Below are 12,672 nucleotides of genomic sequence, written 5' to 3'. Positions count from 1 at the left end.
AACAATTGTTCGAGTCTTCCTCGAAATCGGCGACGGCGTGGTGTACAACATCGTACGGGAGTTCGATCGACACCGTGTTCGATACACCGATCTTTCTTCGACCTGTGTTCGGCCAGGCCGGGGCGATGGGAGGGCCATGGAGGCGACCACGCGGACGGGGCGGTCCCGGCGGGGGCGGGCGTCGGGGCAGACCGCGGGACGGGCGTCGGGGCAGCCCCGGCCGCAGCTGCGGCTGATCGAGGGCGGCAGGGCGCATCTCCGGGCGGCGGACGGCGGCCGGTCGCGCTCGCGGGCGGCGGGTGAGGGGCGACCTGGGAGTGCGGGTGAAGGCCGTCCGCGGCCGACCTCGACGGGCGGGGGGCGACCGCGGCCGGCCTCGGGCGGCCGGGCGCGCCGGAGGCCCGGATCCGGACCGGAGGCGGCGGCGGTGGCGCGCAGAGGGGTCCGCCGCCCCGCCGCGAGGCCTCTCCGGCTCACCCGCCGGGGCAGGGGCGCGGCCGTGGCCGCGCTGCTCCTGGCCGCACTCGTCGTCCTCTGGGCGATCGCGCACCTCGTCCCCGTCTAGATCCCTGTCCAGCCGACCGCGGACCTCATCCCTGCTCGGAGGGGACGGAGGCCGCGGGGCTCCCGCGGGTCCGTGCAGGGGAGGCGGGGCTTCCCGGGTCCGCGCAGCGGAGATCCGGTGGTGGACCGCACCCGCTCCGCGACCTGGTGCGGGTCAGGTGTCCGGCCGCGCCCGTCCGCGGGCCCGCGCGGCGGAGATCCGGTGGTGGACCGCACCCGCTCCGTGACCTGGTACGGGAGCACGCCGGGCCGTGTCCCGCCCGTGGCGCCGTGCGCCGGATCCGTGCCGGGCCGTGCCCGGCCGGTCGCTGCGCGTGCGGGACTCCGGTGTGCCCGGGCGGGCGGCCCGGAGGGCGGGGCGGCGGCGACACGCCCGGGTGGCACCCCTGATCAGCGCCTTCACTCGGGACACTCCGATCAACTTGCGTTCATCGTCGCGCACTTCTACGGTTGCACCACAACATCTTGTGGCACCACCCGCCCCGTTTCACCATAAGTTGTGTTTCTGTTACCGCACTTCACCTTCGCGGGTGAACGGGTGCGGGCATTCCGCATGGCATGACACGGGGCGTGTGGGGCAGGTGAGCCGGTCAGGGAGGCGACGCACGTGCACTGTCCGTTCTGCCGTCATCCTGACACGCGGGTCATCGACAGCCGCTCCACGGAGGACGGCGGGGCCATCCGCCGCAGGCGCACGTGCCCGCAGTGCGGGCGCAGGTTCACCACGCAGGAGACGGTCCTGCTGATGGTGAGCAAGCGCAGCGGGGTGACGGAGCCGTTCTTCCGGGAGAAGGTGATCGCCGGGGTCCGGCGGGCGTGCCAGGGACGGCCCGTCAGCGAGGACTCCCTGGCGCAGCTGGGCCAGCGGGTCGAGGAGAGCATCCGGGCGACCGGATCCGCCGAGATCCCCGCCCACGAGGTCGGGCTGGCGATCCTGGGTCCGCTCCGCGAGCTGGACGAGGTCGCCTACCTCCGCTTCGCCTCCGTCTACCGGGGGTTCGAGACGCTGGCCGACTTCGAGGCCGAGATCAGGCAGCTGCGGGCGGACCGCTCCGCCCCGCAGGACTGAAGAATTCGATCCCCGGGCGCCGGGGGACATGAGGCGGCGCATCGATGTGGTCCGACTCGCGGGCTCCGTTCGGAGTCCCGGAAGGGGGAAAGTCATGACGGAGACGGTCAGCGGCACGGCGGCGCGCGGGGGTAAGCGCCCGCGCAAGGGGCTGAAGATGAAGCGCATCTTCACCACGCCCGGCGTGCACCCGTACGACGAGGTGGCCTGGGAGCGCCGCGACGTCGTCATGACCAACTGGCGCGACGGCTCGGTCAACTTCGAGCAGCGCGGCGTGGAGTTCCCCGCCTCCTGGTCGGTCAACGCGGCCAACATCGTCACCACCAAGTACTTCCGGGGCGCCGTCGGCACCCCGCAGCGCGAGTGGAGCCTCAAGCAGCTCGTCGACCGCGTGGTGGGGGTCTACACCAGGACCGGCGTCGAGGAGGGCTACTTCGCCACCGACGAGGACGCCGAGATCTTCGACCACGAGCTCAAGCACGCCCTGGTCAACCAGGTCTTCAGCTTCAACTCGCCGGTCTGGTTCAACGTCGGCACCGCCTCGCCGCAGCAGGTCAGCGCCTGCTTCATCCTGGCCGTGGACGACCAGATGGAGTCCATCCTCGACTGGTACAAGGAAGAGGGCGTGATCTTCAAGGGCGGTTCGGGCTCCGGCGTGAACCTCTCCCGGATCCGCTCCTCCAAGGAGCTGCTCTCCAGCGGCGGCACGGCCAGCGGCCCGGTCTCCTTCATGCGCGGCGCGGACGCCTCCGCCGGCACCATCAAGTCCGGCGGCGCCACCCGCCGGGCGGCCAAGATGGTCGTCCTCGACGTCGACCACCCCGACATCGAGGAGTTCATCGAGACCAAGGCGCGCGAGGAGGACAAGATCCGCGCGCTGCGCGACGCCGGCTACGACATGGACCTGGGCGGCAAGGACATCGTCTCCGTCCAGTACCAGAACGCCAACAACTCCGTGCGCGTCTCCGACGAGTTCATGCGCGCGGTGGAGAAGGGCGAGCGGTTCGGCCTGCGCGCCCGCCTCAGCGGAGAGGTCATCGAGGAGGTCGACGCCCGCGACCTGTTCCGCAAGATGGCGACCGCCGCCTGGGAGTGCGCCGACCCCGGCGTGCAGTACGACGACACGATCAACGACTGGCACACCTGCCCGGAGACGGGCCGCATCACCGCCTCGAACCCGTGCTCGGAGTACGTCCACCTGGACAACTCCTCCTGCAACCTGGCCAGCATCAACCTGCTGAAGTTCCTCCAGGACGACGGCTCCTTCGACATCCAGAACTTCGTGAAGATCACCGAGTTGATCATCACCGCGATGGACGTCTCGATCTGCTTCGCCGACTTCCCGACCGAGAAGATCGGCGAGACCACGCGCGCCTACCGCCAGCTCGGCATCGGCTACGCCAACCTGGGCGCGCTGCTCATGGCCACCGGCCACGCCTACGACTCCGACGGCGGCCGCGCCGTCGCCGCCGCCATCACCTCCCTGATGACCGGCGCCTCCTACCGCCGCAGCGCCGAGCTGGCCGCGGTCGTGGGACCGTACGACGGCTACGCCCGCAACGCCGACGCGCACAAGCGCGTCATGCGCAAGCACTCGGCGGCCAACGACGAGCTGCGCACGCTGGACGCCGTGGACGGCGCCATCCACGCCGAGGCCACCCGGCAGTGGACCGAGTGCCTCAAGCTCGGCGAGCGCAACGGTTACCGCAACGCTCAGGCCTCCCTGCTGGCGCCCACCGGCACCATCGGCCTGATGATGGACTGCGACACCACCGGCATCGAGCCGGACCTGGCGCTGGTCAAGTTCAAGAAGCTCGTCGGCGGCGGCTCCATGCAGATCGTCAACCAGACGATCCCGCGGGCGCTGGACAAGCTCGGCTACCCCGGCGAGCAGATCGAGGCGATCGTCGAGTTCATCGCCGAGCACGGTCACGTCGTCGACGCGCCGGGCCTGCGGCCCGAGCACTACGAGGTGTTCGACTGCGCCATGGGCGAGCGGGCCATCGCCCCGATGGGCCACGTCCGGATGATGGCCGCCACCCAGCCGTTCCTGTCCGGGGCGATCAGCAAGACCGTCAACCTGCCCGAGTCCGCGACCGTCGAGGACATCGAGCAGGTCTACCTCGAGGGCTGGAAGCTCGGCCTGAAGGCCCTGGCCGTCTACCGCGACAACTGCAAGGTCGGCCAGCCGCTCTCCGCCTCGGGCAAGAAGGCCGAGGAGAAGGCGGACAAGGCGGAGGGTCCCGCCGAGCCGCAGGTCAAGGTGGTGGAGATCAGCCGCCCGACCCGCCGCCGGATGCCCAACCAGCGTCCCAGCACCACGACCCGTTTCACCGTGGCCGGGGCCAAGGGCTACATGACCGCCTCGTGCTACCCCGACGACGGCCTCGGCGAGGTCTTCCTGAAGATGTCCAAGCAGGGCTCGACCCTCGCGGGCGTCATGGACGCCTTCTCCGTGGCCATCTCGATCGGCCTGCAGTACGGCGTGCCGCTGGAGACCTACGTCAGCAAGTTCGTCAACATGCGGTTCGACCCGGCCGGCATGACCGACGACCCGGACATCCGGATGGCCTCCTCGGTGGTGGACTACATCTTCCGCCGGCTGGCCCTGGACCACCTGCCCTACGAGGAGCGCGCCGCCCTCGGCGTCTTCTCCGCCGCCGAGCGGGCCGCCCAGCAGCGCGGTGAGGACCCGGCCGCCGTCCACTCCGAGCAGGTCATCGCCGAGCTGGCCACCTCGGCCCCGATCGAGCAGCCCCAGCAGCGTGCCGAGGCCGCTCCCGAGACCGCGGCCGGAGCGGCCTCCCCGACCGCGGCCCGGCAGGAGCCCGGCCGGGGCGGTTCCCTGGAGTCCCACCAGGGCCGCACCGCCGACGCGCCGCTCTGCATGACCTGCGGCACGAAGATGCGTCCCGCCGGCAGCTGCTATGTCTGCGAGGGCTGCGGCTCCACCAGCGGCTGCAGCTGACTCCCCGCACGGGGCGGACGCGGTGTCCGCCCCGTGCGAGCCGGTGACCGGTGGAGGAACGAGGGGACGGCGAGCCGATCGCCGCCCCCCTCGTTCACGATGCGCCGTGCGCCGGGGGCCCGGAGGCGGCCGGGGCCGGGGCGGCGGCCAGGGAGAGCGCCTCCTGCGGGGTGAGCGTGCCGCCGCGTTCGAAGCCGGCGGCGAAGCGGTCCTCGCCCAGCGCGGCGCGGACCCGCCCGGTGATCCGGTCGATGTCGTCATGCTCGGCGGGGGAGGCGGGCGGGGAGCCCGCTGCGCGGGCCGCGGCCGCCGCGCCCAGGAGCAGGGCGGCGCGGTCGTGGTCCCCGGCCAGGACCGCCGCGCCGGCCAGGCCGTCCAGTCCGATCGGCATGACGCGGGAGGCGTCGAGCCTGGCCGCCTGGTCGAGCGCCTCCAGATGCAGGCTGAGGGCGGCCGCCGCGTCTCCGCGCTGCTCGGCGGCGAAACCCAGCTCGGTCAGGACCATGGGCAGGTACGGGGGCGGTGCCGTACCGGTGTCCTGGCGCGGTGCCCGTTCCAGCACGTCACGCAGGTGGATCTCGGCGAGTTCGAGGTGGCCCTGCCTGCGGACTGCGAAGGCGAACCCCATCGCGGCGAAGATCTGCTCGGTCCGGTGTCCCTGCTCGACGGCCAGCTTCAGCGCCCGTCCGCACGACTCGGCCGCCTCCGCGTAGCCGCGACGCTGCAACGCCGTCCAGCCGACCCAGGCCAGCCGCCCGGCCGCCTCCGTCCACAGCCCGAGCTCCTCCGCCATGCGCAGCCCGTCCCGCTGCAACCGCTCGGCCCGCTCCAGGTCGCCGGTCAGCTCGGCGAGCGCGCCGAGCCAGCCGGTGGCCTCCATCAGGCCCCAGCGGTCGCCGAGTTCGGTGAACAGCTCGGCGCTGCGCCCGCCGTCGCCGCCTAGCGCGGTCAGATCGCCCCGGACGTGCGCGAGTTTGGCACGGGTGGCCAGGGCCGCGGCGGTGCCCCACCGGTCGCCGACCGCGCGGAAGCCCCGCAGCGCCCGGTCCAGCAGGTCCTCGGCGACGGCCAGGTCGCCCAGGTCGATCGCGGTGTGGGCCAGGAACCACCGGGCTCTGGCGTGCCCGGCCGGATCGCCCGCCTCCTCGTACAGCCGCAGAGCCGCGTCGCGCAGGCTCTCCCGGTCGGCGACGTCGCCCTGGAGGAACCCGAAGCCCGCGGCCCAGGCCAGGGCCGCGGCACGGAGCGCGGTGACGGAACGGGCGGCGGGCGGCGCGAGGGTCGGGACGGAGCCGTCGCACGCGCCGGCCGGCGCGGCGGGGCCGTCCGCGCCGGTGGTCAGTGCGGCGGACAGGGAACGCCGGGCCTCGGTCAGCCTGCCGCGCAGGAACCAGTACCAGGCCAGCGCGACGGCGAGGCGCAGCGCACCCTCGGCGTCGGCCTCCCTGACCGCGGTGTTGAGCGCGGCGCGCAGGTTGGCGGCCTCGGCGTCGAGCCGCCGCAGCCACCGCCGCTGGCCGGGGCCGCGCAGGTGCGCCTCGGCCCGCTCGGCGAACCCGATGTGGTGCAGGAGGTGCCGTCGCCGTACCCGGTCCAGTTCCCCGGCCTCCTGGAGCCGGTCGAGGCAGTAGGCGGCCACGGACTCCAGCAACCGGTACCGGGGCCCGTCCGGGCCGTCCACCATGACCACCAGGGACCGGTCGACCAGGCGGACCAGCAGGTCGAGCACGTCGGCCGGGTGCACGCCGTCCCCCGCGCAGACGGCCTCGGCGGCCTGCGGGGTGCAGCCGTCGGCGTGCACGGCCAGACGGCGCAGCACGGTGCGTTCGGGACCGGGCAGCAGTTCCCAGCTCCAGTCGATCATCGCCGTCAGGGTCTGCTGGCGCGGCGGGGCTCCCCGGTGCCCGGTGGACAGCAGCCGGAACCGGTCGTCCAGCCGCTCGACCAGGCCCCGCACGCCCAGCGCCCGGACCCTTGTCGCCGCCAGTTCCAGCGCCAGGGGGATGCCGTCCAGCCGTCGGCACAGGGTCGCGACCGCCGGGGCGCTCTCCGCGTCGAGGGTGAACCCCCTGGCCGCGGCGGACGCCCGGGCCGTGAACAGCTGCACCGAGGCGGTCCGTTCCAGCGCCGCGAGATCGGCGGTCCCGTCCGGCACCTCCAAGGGCGGGACGCTCCAGACCACCTCGCCGGCCAGGGCGAGCGGCTCCTGGCTGGTGGCCAGGATCCGCAGCCCCGGAGCGGTGCGCAGCAGCAGCCCGGCCAGCTCGGCGACCGGTTCGACGACGTGCTCGCAGTTGTCCAGCACCAGCAGCAGCCGCCGGTGGCGCAGCGCCCCGGCGAGCCGGTCCGCGGCGGGGCGTTCACCGGGCTCCGCGGGGGCGCCGGTGTCCCGTACGTCCAGCACGGTCATGACCGCCTCCGCCAGCCGGGACACCGCGTCCCGGTCGGCGGGCCGGTCGAGCGCCGCCAGTTCGACCAGCCACGCGCCGTCGGGGAACCGGCCGGCGGAGCCGGGCCGGGGCGCGTGGAGTCCGCCCGGACCCGGAGACGGCCCGACGCCGGGGGAGGAGGGGAGGGCCAGGATCCTGGCCGCCTCCACGGCCAGCCGGGTCTTGCCGACGCCGCCGGGGCCGGTGAGCGTCACCAGGCGGTCGGTCTCCAGCCTGGCGAGGATCCCGGCGAGCGCGTCGTCCCTGCCGATCAGGGCGGTGACCGGCACGGGCAGGCTGCCGGAGGGTCCGCCGGCCGGATCGGCCGTCGCACCTGATGCGGTGCCCGGTATGACGTCCGGTGCGGTGCCTGGTGCGGTGCCCGATGCGGCGCCCGTCGTGCGCGGTGCGGCCAGTGCCGGATCCTGGACCAGGATCGCCCGGTGCAGGCCCGCCAGTTCCGCCCCCGGGTCCAGTCCCAGCTCGTCGGCGAGCAGCGCACGCAGCTCCTCGTAGCTGCCGAGCGCCTCGCTCTGCCGCCCGGAGCGGTACAGAGCCCGCATGTGTGCGGCGCGCAGCCGCTCCCGGAGCGGGTGCGCGGTGAGCAGCTCGCCGAGTTCCCCGGCGAGGAGGGCGTGCTCGCCCAGCGCCAGCCGTACCTCCGCCCGGTCCTCCTGCGCGGCCAGCCACTGCTCGGTCAGCCGGGCGGCGGCGGCCCGGGCGAACGGCTCGTCGGCGAAGTCGGCGAAGGCCGGGCCGCGCCACGCCGCCAGCGCTTCGGAAAGCAGCCCGGACCTGGCCCGCGGGTCGCCGGTACGGCCCGCCTCGGCCAGCAGGGCGCGGAAGCCGTCGGCGTCGGTGTCGGCCCTCAGCAGGTAGCCCGCCGGGTGGTGCGCCACCAGTTCCCGGCCGCCCGGCTCGGCGTCCTCCAGTATCCGGCGCAGCTGCGAGACCTTGGCCGACAGCGCCCCCGAGGGGTTGCCCGGCAGGCGGTCGTCGCCCCACAGGTCGTCGATCAGCCGGTCGGCCGGGACCGGCCGCCCCTCGTGCACCAGCAGGTCCGCCAGGAGGGTGCGGACCTTCAGCCCCGGGACCGCCACCCGCTCGCCGGAAGCCGTCCACACCGCCAGCGGCCCCAGCACTCCGAAACGCATGAAGATCACGATAACCGCATGCCGCGGCCGATTTCCGTCTTTTACGGGACGTTCCCGGGAGCCGTAAGCCGACGGGAAACAAGCCGTAAAGGGCCTGCGGCACAGTGGAACACGCCGGCCCGGAAGCGGCCGGAGAGAACGGACACGGAGGAGGCGGGGAGATGGCGGAGCACGAACGGCTGAGAGTGGCGGTCATCGTCGGCAGCACCCGCAACGGCCGGTTCGGTCCCACCGTGGCCGGCTGGTTCACCGCCCGGGCCCGCAGGCGCGGTGACCTGGAGGTGGACCTGGTCGACCTGGTGGAGGCCGGGCTGCCGCAGACCCTCACCGACGAGGGCGAGCCCCTCCCCGGGGCGGTGGCGGACCTGGCCGTGCGGCTGGCCGCCGCCGACGCCTTCGTGGTGGTCACCCCCGAGTACAACCGGAGCTTCCCGGCCCCGCTCAAGACCGCCATCGACTGGTACTACGAGGAGTGGCAGGCCAAGCCCGTCGCCTTCGTCGCCTACGGCAGGGAGTCGGGCGGCCTGCACGCCATCGACCAGCTCCGTCAGATCTTCACCGAGCTGCACGCCGTGCCCCTGCGCGACGCGGTCAGCCTCCCCCGCTACTGGAACCTGTTCGCCGCCGACGGCACCTGGCCCAAGGCCGCCGCCGACTGCAACACCGCCGCCACGGCGGTGCTGGACCGGTTGTCCTGGTGGGCCCGGGCGCTGCGGGACGCCCGGGCCGCCCGCCCCTACGTTCCCTGAGACCGGACCGTCCCTGAGACCGAAGCGTCCCTGAGACCGAACCGTCCCTGACCCCGGACCGCACGACGCGACCCACGACACGGAGGACATCATGAGGAAGATCATCTGCTCGACCTACGCCACCCTCGACGGCTTCATCGACGACCCCCACCTGTGGTCGATGCAGCACAACAGCGAGGACGCCATGGCGTACGCGCTGGAGCTCACCCTCGGCTGCGACGCCCTGCTGCTGGGCCGCGTCACCTACGAGGGCATGGCCCAGGCCTGGCCGAACATGGGCGGCAACCCCTACGCCGACCACGTCAACGCCATCGCCAAGTACGCCGTCTCCTCGACGCTGGACGAGCCCGCCGACTGGAACAACTCCTCGATCATCCCGGGCGACCGGCTCGTGGCGGAGGTGACCGAGCTCAAGCGGCGGCCGGGTGCGGACATCCTCATCTGGGGCTGCGGCCGGCTGACCGACGACCTCGCCGCGCACGGCCTCCTGGACGAGTACCGCATCTGGATCTACCCGGTCCTCAAGGGCGAGGGAGAGCCCCTGTTCCGCAAGGAGAGCGCCGGCGCCGTGGAGCTCACCGGCACGAGGACCTTCGACTCCGGCGTGGTCGTCCTCACCTACCGGCCGGCGACCGCGGGCGGGGACGCACCCGCGGCCGGCTGAGCGGTCACGGCGCGAGCCGTTCCAGGACCTTCACGACGCGCTCGACGTCGGCCTCGGTGGTGCGCCAGTTGCTGAACGCGGCACGGAGCGCCGGCACCCCGCCGTAGACGGTGGGGGTGAGGAAGGCCTCGCCGGACTCGATGATCGCCGAGACCAGCTCCCCGGTGCGTTCCGGGGAGCCCTCCGGCGTGAAGCAGACCACGTTGAGCCGGACGGGGGCCAGCAGGCGGTAGCCGGGCAGCGCGGCGACGCGCTCGCCGAGCAGCCCGGCCAGCGCGATGTCACGCCGGACGATCTCGGCATGGCCCTCACGGCCGTAGGCGGCGAGCGTGAACCAGGCGGGCAGGGCGCGCAGCCGCCGGGAGTTCTCCGGGGTCAGGTGGACCAGGTCGACCCGGTCCAGGTCGTCGCCGAGCGGCCCGAGGTAGGCCGCGGAGTTGGCGAAGACCCGGACCTGCAGGTCGCGGCGGCGGGTGAACTGGACCGCGCTGTCGTAGGGGACGTTCAGCCACTTGTGCAGGTCCACGCAGACCGAGTCGGCCTCGCCGAGCCCGTCGAGCAGATGGGCGTGGTCCGGGGAGAGCAGGGCGAAGGCCCCGAAGGCCGCGTCCACGTGCAACCAGAAGGGATACCGCTCGCGCAGGGCGGCGATCGCACGCAGGTCGTCGAAGTCCACGGTGTTCACCGTCCCCGCGTTGGCGACCACGATCGCGGGCTCGCCGCCGAGGGACTCCAGCGCCTCCTCCAGGCGGGCCGGGTCGACGGCCTCCCGGCCGGGCAGCGCGTCGACCCTCCGGAGTGCGGAGCGTCCCAGCCCGAGCATGGACAGGGCCTTGCCGACGCTGGAGTGCGGGCTCGCCGAGAGCACGGGGACGGGGCCGAGGGCCGCGACCCCCTGCTCGGACACGCGGACGCCGCGCCGCTCGCCCACCCATTCCCGGGCGACCGCCAGGCCGGTGAAGTTGGACATCGTCGCACCGCTGACGAAGGCCCCGGCGTGTTCCCGGGGCAGGCCGAACAGTTCGCGCAGCCAGGCGACGGTCTCCCGTTCCAGGTCCGGGGCGCTGGAGTCGATGCCGGAGGTGGGGTTCTGGTCCAGTGCGCCGGTGAGCCAGTCGCCGGCCAGCGAGGCGGGGGTGGCGCCACCGGTGACGAAGCCCAGGTAGCGCGGGCCGGCGCTGGCGGCGAAACCCGGTTCCCAGCGCCGGGCGAAGGCCTCCAGCGCCCCCGCGGCGCCGATCCCGGTGACGGGCAGGGGGTCGGGCGCGGGCGGCCCGGTGGTCAGGGCGACCGGGCGGTCGTCCAGTCCGGTGAGGAGGCGTACGGCGTGGGCCCGCGCCTCGTCGAGCAGGCCGGGCAGCCGGGCGAGGTCGTCGCCGAGTCGTGCGTGCATGGCACGACCGTAGGGGGCCTGCGCGTGTCCGGTACCGGTCCAATCACGGAAACTGGCCCGATGTCCGGCATGCTCCCGGCCGGGACGCCCGACCGGGCCGTGGCGTCGCCGCGGGAGGCCGCGCGTGCTCGGGGCCGCGGAGGCGGTGGGGGAGCGGGGCCGCCACCGGGAACGGTGCGCACTCTTCCCGTCACTTGACCTGCTCCCCGCCCTGAAGGGACGGGGACTCCCGTGCCGCTCACGCGGCAGCCCGCGGCGCACCGCGCGCCGTGGAACGGGCGCTTGACGCTTCACCGACCCGGGCACCCCCGAAGTCTCCACGCCCTGAGACGACCGGCCCGGCCGCCTGTTCTCTGGCCTTGATACATTTCGCCGCGTTCACATCGGCATGCTCGACATACCCGCAGGCGGTGCAACGGAAAAGCGCTTGGCTCTCACGGCTCTTCGCATCCACCCGCCCGCAGGCCGCAACCGAGCACGTCCGGGACGTGTACGCGGCCGGAACCGCACTGACGACACTGCCGGTGTAACGGGCCGCCGAGCGCAGCGCGACCTCCAGCCCGTACCAGCCCTTGTCCAATATCGCCCGGTTCAGGCCGGACTTCTGCGCGACCCGCGCACCCGGCGCCGCGGCCGTGCCGGACGCCGACGCGGTCATCCCGCGCACCTTCAGATCCTCCAGCACAATGTGCGCGTAATCACGGGTCAGCCGGTGCGCGACCTGGGCGGTGAAATCCGCGCGGCGCCGCCGGACCCGCCCCATGATCGCCCCCAGGGCGCACACCACCCGCGCACGCCGGGCCGAGCCCTTCTCCGCCCGCGCCAGCCGCCGCTGAAGGCGCACATACCGCTCCGCCTCACCGGCCGACAGATAGCCCCGATCGTCCGCCCGAGCGGCCATGCTCTCCTCCGGCGGCTCGGAGGAGGACACGCCGAAGGCAGTGGCGTGGCGGCGGTCGAAGAACTCCCCGTCGGAGGTGACCGCGGCCGTCACCACCCCCCGGTCCACCCCGACGACCGCATCCGGGCGGGCATGCACCTGCGGCGCGCGCTGTCCGTCCTCGACGAGGAAGCTGATGAACCAGTGCTCACCGTCACGCGAGACGGTCGCCGAGCGCACCGCCCCGCCCAGCGGCCGCGACAGCCGGAACCGCACCCAGCCGAGCTTGGGCAGGAACACCCGCGCCCACCGGCGGTTGATCACCTCGACCGGGATGTGCTTGGGGGTGGGGAACCGCAACGACGGCGCCTGCCGCGTCTTGCTCTTCCAGCGGACCTTCCAGGTGCCGTGCCGGCGGTACGCCTGATCCAGGTCCTTGAGCGTCTGCTGCAGCACCTGCGCCGGGGCCTCGGCCAGCCAGGGAAACTCCTTTTTCGCCTCGGCGAGCTGCCTGCACTGCTCGGCGTAGCCGATGAACGCGCCCCGGCGACGGTAGGCGCGGCGCTGCTCCAGCGCAGTGTTCCACGCCGACCGGCACACGGCGGCGATCCGCTCGGCGAGCAGCTTCTGCCCGGCGTCGAACTCCAGCCGGTACCTGCGCCCGGTCAGCACGCGAAACACCTCCCACGCCCCATCGATCACCCGCGCTTGCGTGTGCGGACTCGAACACGTTAGCGGCCGATCCATGATCGGGGAGAGTGAACACCGGCACGGCGGGCATCGGGATTCCCGCGCTGCCCGC

The 12,672-nt window shown here is 73.5% G+C and carries 8 protein-coding genes; 5 read left to right on the top strand and 3 right to left on the bottom strand.

All coding sequences use genetic code 11. From position 1 onward, the window contains the following. Positions 1–427: 427 nt before the first annotated feature. From HS048_RS28655 to HS048_RS28645, 3 genes are all read left to right on the top strand, one after another. Positions 428–565: a hypothetical protein gene (locus HS048_RS28655; RefSeq protein ID WP_196469233.1), complete on the top strand. Its 138-nt coding sequence runs from the start codon at positions 428–430 to the stop codon at positions 563–565. Positions 566–1,171: 606 nt separating this feature from the next. Further along, positions 1,172–1,633 carry a transcriptional regulator NrdR gene (nrdR, locus tag HS048_RS28650; protein ID WP_068898744.1) on the top strand — a complete coding sequence of 154 codons (462 nt, stop codon included), beginning with the start codon at positions 1,172–1,174 and terminating at the stop codon, positions 1,631–1,633. Positions 1,634–1,727: 94 nt separating this feature from the next. Continuing rightward, positions 1,728–4,601: a vitamin B12-dependent ribonucleotide reductase gene (locus HS048_RS28645; RefSeq protein WP_196469232.1), complete on the top strand. Its 2,874-nt coding sequence runs from the start codon at positions 1,728–1,730 to the stop codon at positions 4,599–4,601. 94 nt (positions 4,602–4,695) lie between these two features. Here HS048_RS28645 and HS048_RS28640 read toward each other — a convergent pair whose 3' ends face one another. Continuing rightward, positions 4,696–8,184 (bottom strand): BTAD domain-containing putative transcriptional regulator, encoded by a 3,489-nt coding sequence (locus tag HS048_RS28640; protein WP_196469231.1) that lies wholly within the window; start codon positions 8,182–8,184, stop codon positions 4,696–4,698. Between the two features lie 161 nt (positions 8,185–8,345). Here HS048_RS28640 and HS048_RS28635 point away from each other — a divergent pair, with 161 nt between their 5' ends. Together HS048_RS28635 and HS048_RS28630 are read left to right on the top strand one after the other, a co-directional pair. Then, positions 8,346–8,933: an NADPH-dependent FMN reductase gene (locus tag HS048_RS28635; RefSeq protein WP_196469230.1), complete on the top strand. Its 588-nt coding sequence runs from the start codon at positions 8,346–8,348 to the stop codon at positions 8,931–8,933. A 91-nt stretch (positions 8,934–9,024) separates the two neighbouring features. Next, positions 9,025–9,597, top strand: coding sequence for a dihydrofolate reductase family protein (locus HS048_RS28630; RefSeq protein ID WP_068898738.1), 573 nt, complete (start codon positions 9,025–9,027; stop codon positions 9,595–9,597). Between the two features lie 4 nt (positions 9,598–9,601). Here HS048_RS28630 and HS048_RS28625 read toward each other — a convergent pair whose 3' ends face one another. Together HS048_RS28625 and HS048_RS28620 are read right to left on the bottom strand one after the other, a co-directional pair. Continuing rightward, positions 9,602–10,990, bottom strand: a complete 1,389-nt coding sequence (locus HS048_RS28625; protein WP_196469229.1) for a pyridoxal-dependent decarboxylase — start codon at positions 10,988–10,990, stop codon at positions 9,602–9,604. 238 nt (positions 10,991–11,228) lie between these two features. Further along, complete coding sequence (locus tag HS048_RS28620) at positions 11,229–12,617, bottom strand: transposase (RefSeq protein WP_230881909.1); 1,389 nt, start codon at positions 12,615–12,617, stop codon at positions 11,229–11,231. Positions 12,618–12,672: the final 55 nt, after the last annotated feature.

The organism is Planomonospora sp. ID91781 (assembly GCF_015711595.1).
Taxonomy (GTDB): domain Bacteria; phylum Actinomycetota; class Actinomycetes; order Streptosporangiales; family Streptosporangiaceae; genus Planomonospora; species Planomonospora parontospora.
This window is presented reverse-complemented; position numbering and strand designations above follow the sequence as displayed.